Annotated in this window: 13 protein-coding genes and 1 tRNA gene; 5 read left to right on the forward strand and 9 right to left on the reverse strand. The window is 37.7% G+C overall.

The window, feature by feature from the left end:
- Positions 1-239 precede the first annotated feature (239 nt).
- Together ACT53H_RS03985 and ACT53H_RS03990 are read left to right on the forward strand one after the other, a co-directional pair.
- Complete coding sequence (locus tag ACT53H_RS03985; RefSeq protein ID WP_476008661.1) at positions 240-1,382, forward strand: glycerate kinase; 1,143 nt, start codon at positions 240-242, stop codon at positions 1,380-1,382.
- 52 nt (positions 1,383-1,434) lie between these two features.
- A complete protein-coding gene (locus tag ACT53H_RS03990; protein WP_174731911.1) occupies positions 1,435-2,040 on the forward strand; it encodes a nitroreductase family protein in 606 nt (201 codons plus the stop codon).
- A 77-nt stretch (positions 2,041-2,117) separates the two neighbouring features.
- On the opposite strand, the gene adeE is transcribed toward ACT53H_RS03990, so the two are convergent.
- Together adeE and adeD are read right to left on the reverse strand one after the other, a co-directional pair.
- Entirely contained in the window at positions 2,118-5,231 is a 3,114-nt protein-coding gene (gene adeE / locus ACT53H_RS03995) for a multidrug efflux RND transporter permease subunit AdeE (RefSeq protein WP_476008662.1), read from the reverse strand.
- A 9-nt stretch (positions 5,232-5,240) separates the two neighbouring features.
- A complete protein-coding gene (gene adeD / locus ACT53H_RS04000) occupies positions 5,241-6,365 on the reverse strand; it encodes a multidrug efflux RND transporter periplasmic adaptor subunit AdeD (RefSeq protein WP_476008663.1) in 1,125 nt (374 codons plus the stop codon).
- A gap of 79 nt (positions 6,366-6,444) precedes the next feature.
- Here adeD and ACT53H_RS04005 point away from each other — a divergent pair, with 79 nt between their 5' ends.
- Entirely contained in the window at positions 6,445-7,062 is a 618-nt protein-coding gene (locus ACT53H_RS04005) for a TetR/AcrR family transcriptional regulator (RefSeq protein WP_005307701.1), read from the forward strand.
- A gap of 122 nt (positions 7,063-7,184) precedes the next feature.
- Here the strand turns inward: ACT53H_RS04005 and ACT53H_RS04010 are convergent, their stop codons facing one another.
- The gene (locus tag ACT53H_RS04010; RefSeq protein ID WP_476008664.1) at positions 7,185-7,802 is read right to left on the reverse strand and encodes a TetR/AcrR family transcriptional regulator; all 618 of its coding nucleotides are present in this window, start codon (positions 7,800-7,802) and stop codon (positions 7,185-7,187) included.
- A gap of 107 nt (positions 7,803-7,909) precedes the next feature.
- Between ACT53H_RS04010 and ACT53H_RS04015 the strand changes: the two genes are divergently transcribed.
- A complete protein-coding gene (locus tag ACT53H_RS04015; protein ID WP_476008665.1) occupies positions 7,910-8,773 on the forward strand; it encodes a metal-dependent hydrolase in 864 nt (287 codons plus the stop codon).
- Between the two features lie 69 nt (positions 8,774-8,842).
- On the opposite strand, the gene ACT53H_RS04020 is transcribed toward ACT53H_RS04015, so the two are convergent.
- Complete coding sequence (locus tag ACT53H_RS04020) at positions 8,843-9,412, reverse strand: TetR/AcrR family transcriptional regulator (RefSeq protein ID WP_476008666.1); 570 nt, start codon at positions 9,410-9,412, stop codon at positions 8,843-8,845.
- A gap of 729 nt (positions 9,413-10,141) precedes the next feature.
- Here ACT53H_RS04020 and ACT53H_RS04025 point away from each other — a divergent pair.
- Complete coding sequence (locus tag ACT53H_RS04025; protein ID WP_476008667.1) at positions 10,142-10,627, forward strand: hypothetical protein; 486 nt, start codon at positions 10,142-10,144, stop codon at positions 10,625-10,627.
- Between the two features lie 206 nt (positions 10,628-10,833).
- Here the strand turns inward: ACT53H_RS04025 and ACT53H_RS04030 are convergent, their stop codons facing one another.
- The 5 genes from ACT53H_RS04030 to greB all read right to left on the reverse strand — a co-directional run bounded on the left by ACT53H_RS04030 (position 10,834) and on the right by greB (position 17,867).
- Positions 10,834-11,340 carry a hypothetical protein gene (locus tag ACT53H_RS04030; RefSeq protein ID WP_476008668.1) on the reverse strand — a complete coding sequence of 169 codons (507 nt, stop codon included), beginning with the start codon at positions 11,338-11,340 and terminating at the stop codon, positions 10,834-10,836.
- A 172-nt stretch (positions 11,341-11,512) separates the two neighbouring features.
- Positions 11,513-12,391, reverse strand: coding sequence for a MetQ/NlpA family ABC transporter substrate-binding protein (locus tag ACT53H_RS04035; RefSeq protein WP_005307722.1), 879 nt, complete (start codon positions 12,389-12,391; stop codon positions 11,513-11,515).
- 465 nt (positions 12,392-12,856) lie between these two features.
- Positions 12,857-16,855 carry a delta-poly-L-ornithine synthetase PosA gene (gene posA, locus ACT53H_RS04040; RefSeq protein WP_476008669.1) on the reverse strand — a complete coding sequence of 1,333 codons (3,999 nt, stop codon included), beginning with the start codon at positions 16,853-16,855 and terminating at the stop codon, positions 12,857-12,859.
- Between the two features lie 338 nt (positions 16,856-17,193).
- Positions 17,194-17,283 (reverse strand) — tRNA-Ser (locus ACT53H_RS04045).
- An 89-nt stretch (positions 17,284-17,372) separates the two neighbouring features.
- A complete protein-coding gene (gene greB / locus ACT53H_RS04050; protein ID WP_004790517.1) occupies positions 17,373-17,867 on the reverse strand; it encodes a transcription elongation factor GreB in 495 nt (164 codons plus the stop codon).
- Positions 17,868-18,062 lie beyond the last annotated feature (195 nt).

Below are 18,062 nucleotides of genomic sequence, written 5' to 3' on the forward strand. Positions count from 1 at the left end.
ATATGTGCCATATTTTTTATAATTACAATCATTCAGCGCAAACCAAAAAATTATTTAAATTCAATAATAACAATAACTTAAAAATACAAAGACTTAATTTTTACAGATAAAAACATAATTTACTTTATATTTTTTAAAAATAGAAATGATGTAATGAGCTGAATTTTACGTCATTTTAAGTAGGTTTTTATGGGTTTAAGCAGTATAAATTAATTGAAAAAAACAGATTTAGAGAACTTATGAAGGTTGTGATTGCGCCAGACTCTTTTAAAGACAGCCTATCGGCTTTGGGCGTCGCTCAAGCCATTGCCAGAGGATGGCAAAACGTTTTTCCAGATGCTGAAACGATTTTATGCCCTATGGCAGACGGTGGTGAAGGAACTATAGAAGCTGTGTTAGAGGTCTGTGAAGGTGAATGGCGTGAAAAAACCGTAATGGGACCATTAGGTCAGTCTGTTCAAGCAAAATGGGGATGGTTAGAAAAACAAAAAATCGCCATCATTGAAATGGCTCAAGCCAGCGGCATACAGTTAGTTTCACCGGCTGAACGTGATGCCTGCCATAGCACAACGTTTGGCACAGGCCAACTCATTTTGGATGCATTAAACGCAGGTGCAAAAGATATTATTTTAACTGTAGGTGGCAGTGCAACCAATGATGGCGGCACAGGACTACTCAGTGCTTTAGGGGCAGTTTTGCTCGATGCTAACCAAAACGTTTTACCCGCAGGTGGATTTGCTCTTAAAAACCTAACAAAAATTGATTTAACACATTTCGACTCGCGTATTCAGCATACACGGTTTTTACTGGCTGCCGATGTGACCAACCCACTTTGTGGTCCAAACGGCGCATCTCATATTTTTGGTCCACAAAAAGGTGCGTCACCTGCTCAAGTACAGTTACTCGATGAAGCACTGACCCATTTTGCCGATGTCTCGCTTAAGCTTTTAGATTTCGATAAACGAGATGAAGCGGGTTCTGGCGCTGCGGGAGGTTTAGGTTTTGCAGCCAAAAGTTATTTAAATGCTGAGTTTAAGGCTGGAGTTAAGATTGTGGCTGAACTCAATCAGCTTGCACATAAAATCTCTAACGCGGATTGGGTCATTACAGGCGAAGGTAAATTTGACCAACAAACCTTAAGTGGTAAAACAGTTTTTGGGGTGAGTCAAATTGCCAAAACACACAATGTTCCTGTCATTGTCATTGCAGGAACATTAGGCGAAGGCTACCAAGCGCTTTATGAGCACGGTGTTACGGCTGCATTTTCGCTAACTAATGGTCCCATCACATTAGAGCAAGCCTGCGAAAATGCATCGGAACTTATTTATGAGAGAACTGTCGATATTGCAAGATTAATTCAGTTTAATATGAACCAATCCTAAACATTTCTTTGTTATTTTAAAAAACGGTCAAACCAACAAGTAGGAAAATCTTATGAATGTTATTGATGCCATCCGTAACCGCCGTGCAGTGAAACGCTTCGACCCTTCTTTTCAAATCTCTGAAGATAATAAAAAGCAGTTATTACAAGAAGTTTTAGCAAATGCACCAAGTGCGTTTAATTTACAGCACTGGCGTCCTGTGGTGATAGAAGACGCTGAACTCAGACAAAAGATTCGCACCATTGCTTGGGACCAACCGCAAGTTACAGAGTCATCCTTACTGATTGTGCTATGTGCAAAAGTAAGCTCGTGGGAGGCCGATGCTAAACGTGTGTGGGATGGCGCGACTCCAGAGGTTCAAAATATTATGGTTGGCGCAATTGACCAATATTACCGTGACCGGCCACAAACCCAACGTGACGAAGTGATGCGTAGTGCGGGTATTTTTGCTCAAACTTTAATGTTACTTGCTCAAGAGCATGGTTTAGACAGTTGCCCTATGGATGGTTTTGACTTTGATGCGATGGCAAAGCTCATTAACTTACCTGAAGATCATGTGGTGTGTTTAATGATTGCAGTTGGTAAGTCAGCCTCTCAGCCTTACCCACGTGTAGGCAAACTTCCTTACGACGATGTAATTATTCAAAATACATTCTAAGTTTTTAGTCAGATTTAGGCCCTCATGCTATTTATGGCATGAGGGCCTAATTGTTAATGACATTCTGTTTTGTAAAATCATTTGGCTTTTTTGGTATTTAACTTATTGGTTAAACGCCGAACTAAAAGAAAAAATAAAGGCACAAAGAAAATAGAAAGTAGAGTTCCCGAAATCATCCCACCAGTTACGGCGATACCAATTTCTTTTCGACTGACAGCTCCTGCTCCTGTAGATACAGCTAATGGAAGAACACCTGCAACAAAAGCCAGAGATGTCATAATAATTGGCCGTAATCGCTGACCAGCACCTTCAATAATAGCGTCCATTAATGCTTGACCAGCTTCTAATTTGGCTGCCGCGAATTCAACAATCAAAATGGCATTTTTGGCAGAAAGTCCAATAGTGGTAAGCATAGCCACCTGAAAGTAAATATCGTTAACAAAACCTGCCAGACTTGCAGCAACTACAGCACCAATAAGACCTAAAGGAATAACCAACATGACAGAAACAGGAATAGACCAACTTTCATAAAGTGCTGCCAAACACAAAAAGATAAAGATAATTGAAGCCAAATATAACCAGATCGTTTGTCCACCCGCGAGCTTCTCTTGATAAGACAACCCACTCCACTGAAGATTAAAGCCTTGTTGTTGATCGACCAATTGCTGAATCTTATCCATAGCCCCACCAGAACTTTCACCCGTTGCAGCAGACCCTTGAAGTTGTACGGCTGAAAGACCATTAAAGCGTTGCAGCATTTGAGGCCCCATTTGCCACTTTACAGACGAAAAACTAGAAAATGGCGTCATTTCACCGCTAGAACCACGAACATACCACTGCCCAATATCTTGAGGTAAAGAGCGATAGTTCGCTTCGCCTTGTAAATAAACTCGCTTAACACGCCCCTGATCAATAAAATCATTAATATAAGATCCGCCCCATGCCGACGACAGCGTATTGCTAATATCTGCTTGAGCCAAGCCGAAAGCACTGGCTTTTCTTTGATCGATATCGACTTGTAACTGAGCTTTATCTTCTAAACTATTTAACCGAACTGCTGCTAGGCCAGAATCAGCACTTGCTGCTTTTAACACATTATTTTGTGCAGTGATTAAAGCATCTCGTCCTTTATTTTCAGCATCTTGCAACCAAAGTTCAAAACCACTTGATTGCCCAAGGCCTCTTACAGCAGCGGGTGAAAGCACCTGAACACGTGCGTTACGCAGTGACTTAAAATGCGCATTTGCACGAGCAATCACAGCTTCGGCTGTATTTTCACCACCTTCTCGGTCATCCCAATGTTTGAGTCCAGCAAACGCCATTCCCACATTTTGACCACTGCCCGCATTGTTTCTACCCATCACCATGAAAATCACATTGAGATTATCCTTTTCTTTCGTCAAGAAATAATCTGCGATTTGATTACCAACCCGTTCTGTTTCAGCGAGTGTCGTGCCAACTGGCGTACTAAATTGGACCATAACTGAACCTTGGTCTTCTTGTGGTAAAAAGCCCGTATTCATACGCGTATATTGCCAGCCTAACAAAGCTGTAATACCCACAAATATGATCATAAATATTTTAGGTTTACCTAAAACTGCAAGCAGTTTTGTGCGGTAGCCTGACTGCCCTTGTTCAACTTTACGGTTAAACCAAGTAAAAAACTTCTTCTGCTTATGCTTTTCATTTGCAGGTTTAAGTAAGGTTGCACATAGCGCAGGTGAAAGTGTTAAAGCAACAATTGCCGAAAGTACCATTGCCGATACGAGCGTTACCGAAAATTGGCGATAGATAATCCCGACTGAGCCACCAAAAAATGCCATAGGTAAAAATACCGCAGCGAGCACCATTGCGATACCAACGAGTGCGCCAGATATTTCTTGCATTGAAATTATGGTGGCTTGCCGAGCATCAAGATTTTGCTCATGCATAACCCGCTCAACATTTTCCACGACCACAATTGCATCATCTACAAGCAAACCAATTGCCAAAACCATGGCAAACAAAGTCAGTGTATTAATACTATAGCCCAATACGCTCAACACCCCAAATGTTCCCAACAATACGACTGGAACAGCAATTGCCGGTATTAAAGTCGCACGCCAGCTCTGCAAAAATATGAACATGACGATAATAACGAGCACAATCGCTTCAGCTAAGGTTTTAATAACACCCTTTACTGAAGCTTCCACAAATGGAGTACTGTCACGTGGATATGCAACCTTTAGACCTGCTGGCATAGAGGCAGTTAAACGCGTGACCTCAGCCTTAACTCTCTCAGCCGTCTCTAATGCATTGGCACCTGATGCAAGTTGAATAGACATCCCCGAAGCTGGCTTTCCATTCAGACGTGTAGAAGTCTGATAACTTTCAGCACCACGCTCGACTCGGGCAACATCTTTAAGTAATACGACCGCACCATTTGTTTCTGTCCGCAAAATAATATTTTCAAATTGGCTTACAGTTTGTAACCGAGATAGTGCAGTTACTGTTGCATTTAGAGCCTGCCCATCACGCGTAGGTAATGCGCCTAATTCTCCCGCTGTAATTTGAGTGTTTTGTGCTTCAATCGCAGTCCGAACATCTGCAGGCATTAATCCATAACTATTTAATTTATGAGGATCAAGCCATATACGCATTGCATATTGAGCACCGAATACAGTGATTTCACCTACCCCATCAACCCGACTTAATGGGTCTTGAAGTGTGCTCACCATATAATCTGATATATCAACAGAAGATCTAGTCCCACTTTCATCATAAAGCGCAAAGACTAGTAAACTATCGCCTTGTGACTTTGTTACAGTAATCCCTTGTTGCTGAACCTCTTGAGGTAATCGACTCAGCGCCTGATTGACAGCATTTTGTACCTGAACCTGTGCAGTGTCAGGATTAGTATTTTGATTAAAACTAAGACTTATGCGTGCTTGCCCCGCCGAACTACTACTCGATGAAAAATAAAGCAGACCGTCAATCCCTTTAATTTGTTGCTCCAAAATCTGGGTCACACTGTCTTCAACAGTTTTGGCCGATGCGCCCGGATAATTTGCTGTGACATTTACACCTGGTGGTGCAATGTCGGGATATTGCTCAATCGGCAAAGTCAAAATAGAAATTGCACCTAACGCCATAATACAAATAGAGAGGACCCAAGCAAAAATAGGTCGTGCAATAAAAAAACTCGACAACATAGGGAATCCTCAACTCATTGGGGTAGGTTCAATCGTCATGCCAGCACTTAAGCCTTGTAGGCCATCAACAATGACTTGATCTCCTGAGCTCAAGCCAGAGGTCACTAACCAACGGTTATCAATCGCACGGCCTAAAGTAATTTTTCGTTGCTCGGCTTTATTATTTTTTCCAACAACCCATACAAGTGGATTTCCCTCGGCATCTCGAAAAAGTGCGCCTTGAGGAATTAAGATGCTGTTAGGCCGTGTGCCCGTTCCTAGTTCTGCCCGCACATACAGACCCGGTAATAAAGCATTATTGGGATTGGAAAATGCCGCACGTAAGGTGACACTTCCTGTCGCTTCATCTACAGCAACATCACTAAATTTAAATGTTCCCTGTTCGGCATAAGTCGTACCATTTTCAAGCTGCAAACGTACTGAAAGTTCAGTTGGTTTTATTCCATTTTCAGTAAGCTGTTTACGCAGTGCCATATACTCATCACTCGACTGGGTCAAATCGACATACATGGGATCCAATTTTTGAATTGTTGCTAAAGGGTCTGTTTGAGCAGAAGTGACCAAAGCCCCACGTGTAATCGAAGAACGCCCTATCCGTCCTGAAATAGGCGCAGTAACTTGCGTATAACGTAAATTGGTGCGAGCCGTTTTAAGTACAGCCTCATTTACCGCAACTGTAGCTTTTGCTTGTTCATATGCGCTTCGAGCATTGTCGAGCTCTTGCTGACTCACGCCATTTACTTTAATTAATTCTTTATAGCGCTCGGCTTGCAAACGAGTCGAATTGACTGTTGCTTTAGCAAGTGCAAGATTACCTACAGCTTCATCAACACCATCCCGATAAAGTGAAGAATCAATTTTATAAAGGGGTTCTCCTTTGTTTACTTGTGTCCCCTCTTTAAATAATTGCTCTATCACTACCCCATTGACTTGCGGGCGAACCTGAGAGATTTCAGAAGCTACTGTTCTGCCAGCCAATTGATAAGTAGATTCAATGGACTCTGGTTTTATTGTGATAATTCCCACCTGCTGAATATTTTTAGTGACAGGCTGATCAGAATCACATCCATTTAAAAAAACCAATAACGGCAATAAATATAAAAACTTACGATAATTAAAACTTAGATCAAGCATATCTGGGACCCCAGACTTATAGACAATTTATTTACTTTACTGTAAAGTAAATAATTAGGATGTGCAAGAAAGCTCTCATATGTTAAAAAAATCTCCAGGTCGCCCTTCTCGAATTCGCCCTACTATCCTTGCAGCGGCACGTGCACTATTTCTTGAGCATGGATTAGAAGTTCGTTTGGAAGCTATTGCAGCTAAAGCCGGAACAAATCGACAAACCTTATATAATCATTTCCCAACTAAGACGGCTCTACTTATTGAAGTTTTTGATCATTTAAAAACAGAAATGGAAGTACCTTTTGTTGAACAACATGAATTAAAAAATAAGCGCCTAGATCAATTACTCTTAGAAATTGGGCAGGCTGTACAAAATCATTTTTATAATATTGACGTCATTCGTCTGCAAAGATTGTTGATTATTGCATTAGTTGAAATGAAGGAAATTCTTCCAAAAATTCAACAGCGTACTCAAGGAAATATTAAAAGATCGTTAACCGATATTCTTGCAACAGCACACAATGCAGGCATTGTTAAAATTGATCAACCTGAGGAAGCAACAAAAGCGTTCCTTGGTGCTGTGATGGGATATGCTTATCCAGCTACACTGATCAGTGGAAACATTCCGACTCCTCAAGAACTACAACAGTTAAATGAAGAGGTTTGCCGAACCTTTTTAAAAGCATGGCAATATAAAGAATAGATTTTAAAAAAGCCCTTTTATAAGAAGGGCTTTTTGAATGATTAGATCAGTTCATTTAGATTCTTTGTGAATACAAATATGACTGATGAACTTTCTAATATGAGAACCTCATAACCCCTAAGCTAAACCACCTTATTCCGATCATTTTCGATGTATGACATCGTAAGGTTAATTAAGCAGTCAACTAACTCTTCAAAAGTAAAACCCATATTTTGTGAAGCAAAAAAGTTCATGGTTAAGGCAATACTTGAATGAATCAAAATATAAACCATCATTTTCAAATTTTTGATATTTAATACTTCAGGATGCTTCATAGCATATTCAATGGCTAAGACATTGATCGCTTTTACAGCTTTTACATGGCTTGCTTCGGTACTATATTTAGAAGAAACACTGAGCCAATAAAAATATTTATTATGATCTTTTGCCAAAAATTCACCGATTTTTAAAAAAATTGTTCTGATTGCTTCAGGGATCTCTAAATCTAAAATTTCAGGAATTACGTCATAAATGACTTTTGATATTTCCATAATAAAGTGCTGCTGCATTTCAATAAAAAGTGCTTCTTTATTTTTGAAATATTCATAAAAACTCCCCGATCCTACACCTGCTATCTCACACACTTTAAGTACAGTTGTATGGTCCAAGCCATTTTTCATAACAGATATAAATCCTGCACTTACTATAGAATCAAATGTGTTTTTAGCTCTATTTTGTTTTGGTTTTCTTATAGTTACCATTGTGTTTTATCCTTCAAAAAATCCGTCTTTTTTCCGTATAAATTCATTGATAAATTCTAATGGAAATCAAAATTTGATCAATTATTTTTTAAAGATGAGTTAAAAAAATGAATACAGCTCTCGCTACAAATCAAAAAATTGTTCGTCGTAATGTTGAACTTTCTTACGATGCGAATAAAAGTTACTCTTTTTATTACGAAGAAAATCCTGTCGTTACGTCTTTATTCGTTGTGCTTTCCGCCATGTTTCCTCCGGGTGAAATGTTCTTTATTGAAAGTATCAGAAACGTTCGAAATCAAATTAAGGATGAAAAACTTTTAGAAGATATCAGAGCCTTTATTGCTCAAGAAGCCTTTCATAGCCGTGAACATAAAACATTGAACAATCACCTCATACATTCTAACTATCCAGAAGTAATCGAGATTGAGACCAAGACTAAAGCACGTTTAGATAAATTACGTAAACTTTCAACGGTCGAACAAGTCGCGGCGACAGTAGTCATGGAACACTACACAGCCACCCTCGCTCGTCTATTGCTTACAGATCAGTTAATTAAACGAAAAACTACACAAGAGAGCAGAAATCTTTGGGAGTGGCATGCACTCGAAGAGCTTGAACATAAGTCGGTTGCATTTGATGTGTTAAATGCCATCGGTGGCAACTCGAGCAAAAATAGAAAACTCGCTTTAGCTAGAGTCACAAAACTTATCATGCCTATTATGTTTGAATATTGGATAAAAATTTTAAAAAGAAAAGATATTAGATTTAGCTTAAAGCAGTTAAAGGATGGCGTTTATTTAGGATTTGGTGGAGTTAATCGGTTAGGAATTTTATCGAAAGCATTTGTGGATATGCTTGATGTCAGAGATGAAAATTTTAATCCTTTACACATGCAAACCGAACAATTAGAAGCTGAATTCAGAGAAAAGCTATTTGGCCAACAAGGGGTTTTGAAAGAGTCTCTCAGCTAGAAAAATTAATATATAGGCCCTCATCTGAGGGCTTTTACAAATTTGATTTCCTTTAAAAATGTGTAGAGACTACATAGGCTCGCCGAATTTAAACTGCTTCAAAAAACATTCTAATATCATCTCTCGTTCCCCAGTTTTATCTGAGCTTAAAAGCTGAATAATTGCCCCCTCAATCATATATAAAAATAATTTGGCATCCTGAAAGGAAACATCGGTTTTTCGTTTTATAAGTTGGCTATAAATTTCATTAAGTAGCCACGTTCTATATCTCACTGCAATTTGATAGGCTTTTGGATAGGTCAGTTTTATTTCAAAAATGGCTTTAAATAATAAATAGTACAACCCCTCTACATCGGTGTGTAAAAGATAAAGTGCTTTGAGTTTATCCATCACACCTGCACCTTGGTTGTAGTCAGCAATTGAAACTACTTTTTCTTTTAAGCGTTCTTTTTGCACAGTCATACAGATTTCGATAAACCGCTCTTTAGAGTGAAAATAATGATAAAAAGTGGCTTTGGGAATTTGAGATTCTTTCACGATTCTGTCGATTCCAACCGTATGAAATCCGTGGTGGTGAAACAGATCAATCGATTTATTTACGACTTGTATGGCACGTGGAGAGATCACTAAATGTCGCATAGTTTTACCGTTATAAAATTATTGTTGTAGATAAATGAGATACTTTTTTGGGAGAAAAAAAGGCATAGCAAAGCCGTAAAGACTGTGCATGGCACATCTCAAGTTTTATTGTTGATTAAGTTTTTGGTCGTGACGATTTAAACCCTGAAAAGCCCAATGGCCATCAAACTGCTTTAAAAGTTTAAGTGGTGTCGATATAGACTTTGGCAAAGGTTGCCAAGAAATTAAGAATGTGCAAAGCCAACTCCTTTTTATTGGGAGTTCTGCCAGACATGAATAGGAATTATGGTGGCAGAACGAAAGGGGGTTAGCAGACTGGCTCAAGACCCAGCACACCCGAAGGTGTCCCCCTTCCGTCCTACCGCAACAAAAGGGAGACGAACGGGTCTACATTAAAAAAAACGAGTTTTTTCAATGTACTTGAGTACGGTCTGCTAAAACCGTCTGGCAATGTAGGCCAGCAGGCAAAGGATAGTGCTCTGCCCGTTTGCAGTCAAGCACACAAAATGATATTTGTTTTAAATTAGATCATTAAAAAGTAAGGATAAATAATGAGGAAGTTATTGTTAAATGGGGGTTTATAAAGGGGAGTGAAATTTATATCGATATATTAGTTTAGATAGGTAAGAATAGAATATATAAAAGGGATATAGAGAAAACTGCCGCCCTATGACAAACTCTTTGCATAAGGTATATTCTATTAATTCTAAGTGAAGTGAATAATATGAAATGAATGATGCAGAGAAGTTTCAGCTCAAACTGGAGTTAACATTAAGCTTAAAATCTGCTCAAGACATTCAAAAATGGGCTATAGATAAATTAGACAAAAACCCAGCAGATCTATTAGCTTTAGACATTTGTTTTTTCTCTAAAGATGAGGAAATCTTAGATTATTTTAATAATATTAGTATTGCTGAAACTAACGTAGAACCCACTCTTAAGAAAAAAATTCTTTATGAAATATTAAAAAAATATATAGAGATAACGCCCTCTATCGGATATTCAATAGAATTCATTTCTAATTTATTTTCAATATTAATAAAGATATCTAGATTTGCTGAAGATGAAGAGCTATACGATTTTATAAATTATTATGATGATGAATTATATCTAGCTTTAGAAGGCATAGCTAAATTAGAGCTAGATGAGATATGGCCTACCTTCTTAAATGATCTTAAAAATTGGCTTTCATTACGATGTGAGCTTCTTTCATAGAATAACTGCTCTTAGAAATTAGCCTCACTCAAGAAGGCTATATCATATCTTTTAATAATTTTCCAATTCATGCTCTAAGTCATTTAATACCTATCCTATCTCTGGAGTTATGCCATTATTTGAAGGATGACAAATCAAAACAGCCTATTTATGATAGGCTGTTTTTTAAGCTAGAGAGTTTTTTTATCAGGTGCAGTATGTTAATTTTAGAAATAGTTTGAAAAGTGACTTCTAATAATCTTTGATTGTTTCTTTTGAAGAAAGATTAAAAATCCCCAATAACATAGACCAGGAAATAATATAAAAATAATAAAAGATATATCGGTGTACATCATCCACCATTTTGGAGGTGCTTCTCCCTCCATAGATTCCATATAATTCATTTTTGGAGAAATTTCTCCTGTAAAAATCCATCCTAAGAAAAAGAAAAACAGCGAGGTTATAACTATCGAACTAATACAGATAGTCCACACATTGAGATAATTATAATGATTTAAAAGCATGGAAAAAATAAAGGTAAAAGGTACAGTCAAAATACAATAAGCTAAATAAACAATGCTATAACCTATAATACCAAGAAAAAATGCAAAAATGTGATCTAAGTTAAATTCGACTTTATCCACATCCATGAATTTAAAAAAGAAATGCCATAAAAGTAATGGCAATGGAGTAAGCAATAAAGCTTTTTTAATTTGTTCACTTGAGTATTTCATTAACTTGATGTTCTTATATATTCAATAGTCACATTGAGATTATATATATTATTAAAGAAATATATAAACAATTTACTTAATAAATTTTAATTAAAATACAATGGACTAAATAAAAAAGCTAAGCCCCAATTACTGGGGCTTAGCTTTAAAATAATTTTAATTAAAAAATTACTTATTTGATGTCAGTAAACTCAGAAACAGGTTTGTTAACTTCAACTTTTGTACCAGCAAATTTTTCGCTCACAAACTTTTGTACTTTAGGTAAGTGGTACAGTTCACCCAATTTCGTATAGATCGGGTCATTTTTATTCGCTTCAGCCACGCCTAATAAGTTCACATAAAGCTTTGTAGACTGGTCAATAGGTTCACGGAAGATAGAATCTTTCAGAACGTTTAAACCGCCTTCAAGTGCCAATGTATTACCCAATACAATTGCATCAACGTCGTTTTTAACACGAACTGCTGTTGTCATTTGAATTGGTTTTAATTTTAAACCTTTAGGGTTTTCAGCGATGTCATTCGTTGTCCCTTTTACAGGGTCAAAGTCTGGTTTAAGTTTAATAAGTTTAGCAGACTGTAATAATGTTAATGCACGCGCTTCGTTAGCAGTATCGTTTGGAATCGCGATTGTAGCGCCTTGTGGGAACTCATCAACAGTTTTAACTTTATTTGCATAAAGACCCATTGGTTCCAAGTAAGTCGTCGCAACAGCCGCAACTTTAGCTGTGTTTGAAGCATTGTAAGCTGCTAAATAGTTAAATGACTGGAACGCATTTACATCTTGTTCGCCACTTGCTACAGATGTGTTCAACACAACGTAGTCAGTCAAGTTAGTCACTTCGAGTTTAATGCCCGCTTCTTTAGTCTCAGGAAGCGTTGCAACATATTTCCATACGTCAGTGTCTGAACCTGTTGAAACAAGTTTAATTGTGCGTACTGACTCAGTTTTGTCTTTAGCTGGTGCTGAATTTTCAGTTTGTGCAGGTTGTTTATTACATGCAGTCAGTGTGAGTACAGATGCACTGAACAGGACACTAAATAATTTTTTCATAGATACATCCTAAAATAGGAAATGCCTACTCTACAAAAGAGCGCGGCATTCCCAACCATTGGGTCGAAATGCAATATTTGGCTGGAAGTAATTCCAGATATAAGGGTTTAGAAGCCTGAATTCAGCCTTATTTCTTCCTTGATCTTGCTCGCTGAACAACAGAATTATGTTTTGAATCAGTTTCTAAATATTGGATCATCATATATCAATAAGTGAATATTCTACAAATAACTTGTTCGATTTTGATATATAGAGGTGTTCTTGGTAAGGTACTGATAATAAAAAACATATTATATAAATAAAACAGTTTTGACTAAAATGTGTACTTATTTGATTTATATGAAATTTTCAGGATTTGTTAGCAATATTTAAGCTAACTATGACTGTAATTTATGCCGTATGCATAAAAAAAAGCCCCTGTTTTCACAAAGGCTTTTTAAATTAGTTAGTTAAGCTCAGTTTCAATTATTTATGAACCCAAGGCACGGCTGGTGAGCCAATCCACGCAGATTTAGCAGGAATATTTTCACCTTTCATAACCAAAGTTAATGGCCCTAACACTGCATGATGGCTAACATTAGCGTTATATAAAATAATACTACGTGAATTTACAACTACATCATTTCCAATATTCACTTGTCCAATTTTCATAATACGATCTTCAAACAAGTGGGTTTGTGGACCTGAGAAGCTATTAAACTCTGCACGGTCACCAATGCTTACACAGTCAAACTCAGTGATATCCGCTGTGTCCATATAAACATCTTTACCAATTTGAACACCCAAAATACGCAAGAAGAATGGCAGCATTGGCGTTCCTCTTAAGTAATTTAAGAAGTTTGGAATCGCAACTGATTCATATAAGCTGGTAATCCCTTCACTTAACCACACAAACATGGTCCACATTGGCGCTGAACGCGGTTGATAACGCCCAATTAATGTCCACTTCATCAATGCAACAATAATGAAACAGCCTACACCATAGAGTAAACCAGCAAGCGTTAAAGCCAATAAACCAGTTGGAATGTTGTATTTATTAATAACATCAATCACTTCAAGCACAATCATATAACCCACACCAATTGCGAGTGCGGCTGGTAATACAACACGAAGGCCTTCAATAAAACCACGCATGAAACGGCGCTTGAAGCTTGGTTTAAACGTTAAGTGGTCAGGATATTTTTCGGCAGCTTCACGTGCAGGCAATAATAATGGCGGCGAACCAAACCAAGTTTGACCATCATACATTTCAAGGTTATCTGGTGTTTTTGACTGTACGCCAATTAAAACGTTATCTGGTAAAACAGTTCCATCAGCAATATAAGCACTGTTGCCGACAAAGCTACGGTTACCGATTTTGGTCGATTTTAATGTCATCCAACCGCCTTTGATCTCTTCATCACCCAACATTACAGCATCGGCAATAAAGCTTTCTTCGCCCAAAGTCAGCATTTCTGGAATAACACCATTTGCGGTAGAAATTTCAGTATTTTTACCTACTTTCGCCCCTAACATACGGAACCATGTAGGCGCATAAATCGTAGCAAACAGGCCGTGCAATGTTTGTAAGCTTGTTTCTAAAATTTGAGATGCAAACCATTTACGATAATACGTGCTGCCATGAACAGCGTACGTTCCAGTCTCAAGACGAGGCAATGCAATTTTGCGTATTGCTGAAGAAATGACAGCCGTAATCATCATCATCATTGCACTAGCTGGAATAGCTAAAGCAAAATAATAAAGTGCGATTTGCAGGTGGTTATTCGGATTGATATTAAATACGTTTACATCTAACCAATCGACCAAAAGGAAACTTGGGAAAATTGGAATAAAGAACAGACAAGCAATGATTAATGCACTAACACCATAATATCCATATTCAGCGATCTTACGAATAAACGATAATTTAGGACGTTCTGGCATTTTAGCGTGTTCATCTACATGCCCTATTTTCTTAGCTGGCGTACCATCCCAAATTTCTCCGGCTGGTACAACTGTGTCATATTCAATTGAAGTTAAGGCATTTACATGAGCTTGTTTTTCTAACACTGTATTTTCTTCTAATACAGCATATGAACCAACATAACTATCTTCTTTAAGATGAATTGAACCCAACACCAAATGACCATGTTCGACTTTGGCATTTTCCAAATTCACTTGAGAGCCAATGCTCACGCCATCTTCAACTGTTAATAAAGATGGCATGCGAATATGAACTGAACTAATGGTGACATCATGTCCAATTTTTGCGCCTAGTGCTTTTAAATAGAGATTCAGCAAAGTTGAACCTGACAATAAATAAACTGGTGAAATATTGCTAATACGGTCTGCTAACCACCAACGGAAATACGTCATTCCCCAAAGTGGATAACGTCCTGCACCAATACCCAGCATTAATAATCGTTTCACCGTAATTGAAAGCACAAAACTACTAATAATAACGCTGATATAAACCAACAGAGACAACGCGATTGCATATGGAATGCTGTCTCGGGTTCCACCTGTAAAATAGTGATAGGTAAAGAATGGTGCTAACCACTGCAAAATATTAATCGAAATTAAAACTGGAATGGTCACAAGCTGCGCAATACCACATAACCATTTATAAGTTTGATTACGCGGGTTGTCTTGCCCAATCTGGCTATCAAATAATGTAGGTTCTGGCTGTTCCAACATTAAAGCAGCAATTGCCCCCACTCTTCTCGCTTGATATAAGCTTTGAATTGTAAGATGGCTATATTCTTGATGTTCACGCAGGTTTGAAATTAAAACGGCTGCTAATAGCGAATGACCACCTAAATCATCAAAGAAATCCGAATCTAGTTTAATCGGCATGTTAGGAAACAGGCGGTTCAAAATTTCAAATAAAATTTCTTCGGCTGGATTTTGTGGCTGATCTGATTCACTGCGGTCAATTACACTCGTAAGTGGTCTTACTTTTAACGCTTTACGGTCAATTTTTCCAGATAATAAACGCGGTACTTCTTCAATAATCTCAAAACGATTCGGCACCATATAAGGTGGTAAACGTTGAGCTAGAGTATGTCGAAGTTGCTTAATTTCTATCGGTTGTTTGGCATCAAGCTCAGCTGCAATAAAAGCAATAAGCTGATCAATTCCGTCTTCTTGACGTAGAATTACAGCCGCGGTACCAATACCTTCAATATCACAAAGCGCCGCTTCAATTTCACCGAGTTCAACACGGAAACCACGAATTTTTACCTGATCATCAGCACGCCCTAAGCAATGGACTTGACCAAATTCATCAATTTTTGCCAAATCACCAGTACGGTAAAGCAACTCTTCATCCGCACTCATTGCCCACGGGTTTTCAATAAACTTATCAGCCGTTAAATCAGGTCTGCCTAAATAGCCTGGTGCCACACTCGGACCGAAAATACACAGTTCACCTGTTTCACCTTGAGCCAATAATTCTCGTTCTGCGTTAATAACCAACATACCGTAGTTTGGTAATGGTTTCCCAATCGTGACGGGTTTACCACGTTCTAACGACTCAAGGCTTGCAGTAACCGTAGTCTCAGTTGGGCCATAGGTATTAAACATTTGATGGTGAGGTAATGCCCAACGGTCCACGAGTGAGTCTGGGCACATCTCCCCACCTAAGTTAATAATTCTTAAGTTAGGTACATCTTCAGGGAATAAAGCCAGTAAAGTTGGAACAGCATGTAATACAGTAATTTGTTCCTGCTTTAATGTTTGACATAAACGTTCAGGGTCACTGACAAGCGACTTAGGTGCAATCCACAAAGTTGCACCAACCAAATAAGACAGCCAGATTTCTTCAAATGACATATCAAAAGCGACAGAAAAGCCTTGATAGACTTTGTCTTGCTCTTGAATACCCAAAACATTATTTTCACTACGTAGAAAGTGACAAATATTTTTTTGAGTAATTACAATCCCTTTCGGCTTACCCGTTGAGCCTGACGTATAAATAATATACGCAGGTTGATCGGAGGTCGTTCTAGCTAAAGGAATATTTTCACTGAGTGGCTTTTGAAGTTCAGTATTTGTCCATTTTGTTTGTGGCACTTCAGCTAAGTGTTCATACCATTCATCGGTAGTAATCATCCCGACAGCTTCAGCATCTTCAAGACAAACCGCAATACGGTCGGCTGGCGTATCCATATCAAAAGGAAGCCAAGCTGCGCCACTCAAGCAAATCGCCAATTGGGCTTTTAAAAGTTCAATACCACGAGGTACCCATAACCCAACAATATGACCTGGTTTTACCCCTCTTATCGTCAAATGTTGAGCCATAATTAAGGCTTGCTGATATAACTCCCCATACGTCAACGTTTTATTTGCTTCAATTAAAGCTGTTTTATCTGAGAGATTTTGAGCAGTTTGAATAAAAATATCGGCGAGTACTTCATCTTGCAAAAATTCGGGGTGAAATTTACCACGAATAATATTTTTCGAACTTGTTACGAATTGGTTCATTTTTTATAACTCACTTTAATTTTTTGATTTAGCTAAAATAAAGTCATGTTTGAGTTTTTCTGACCTATTAAAGAAATCAATTGCTATGTAATAAATTAAAGAGTTGAACTTAAATGAAGATTAAAGTTTTTATTTTAAAAATGAAGAGTGAACTATTAAATGAGAAGAACAAACGATTTTTATTACTTATAAATCAAACTAAAATGACAATAAGGAAAAATATAAGCACATATTTTTATAAAAATTAAATAGCGTTATTCAAAATTGATATAAGCAGAGCAATAAAATAATAGGTATAAAAAAAAGCCCTCGTCATTAACAAGGGCTTTTTAAGAATTTGGCGGAAGCGGTGAGATTCGAACTCACGGAGGACTCACACCCTCGTCGGTTTTCAAGACCGGTGCATTAAACCGCTCTGCCACGCTTCCAACGAGCGCTATAATATAAATAAAAACTCAAGTTGGCAAACCTTTTATTTAACTTTTAATTCAAACGCTCAAAATAAATACAAATTAATTTAGTTTTCTGGGTTTTCATTCTTTTCATAGCGAATTGTATTGATATACCAAAGCTTTTTTCCAGATGGCGTGTGTACTTCAATCTCATCATCGACTTCTTTACCGAGCAACGCACGAGCCATCGGCGATTCAATTGAGATATGCTGCGGGTGATGGTCATAAATTTCATCGATCCCTACAATGCGTAAAGTTTTTTGCTCGCCTTCTTCGTTTTCAATCTCTACCCAAGCGCCGAAGTAAACCTTACCATCTTGCTCAGGCGCGTAATCAATGATTTTTAATTCTTCTAAACGTTTTCCTAAATAACGTACTCGTCGATCAATTTTTCTAAGTAGCTGCTTATTATATTGATAATCGGCATTTTCACTGCGGTCACCTAAGCTTGCAGCCCAATTCACTTTCTTTGTGATTTCCGGTCGTTCTTCATGCCAAAGTTGTTTTAATTCAGCAACTAATTTGTCATGCCCAGATCGAGTGATTAAGTTAGATTTCATGATTAAAAACCACTGTTCAACAACATATCGCTTACAAGATGTAGCATTTTATACCCTATTTTCTCATATCAGAAGTGTATAAATTTTCTTCCTTAAGAAATTCATGTGTTTATGATGATATATCGAATATTTAATTGTACGAAATTTGACAATACTTTTTTTCAATATTATGATGCGCGCAGATTAAATGTTGAG

The organism is Acinetobacter sp. DMC2 (genome assembly GCF_056314305.1).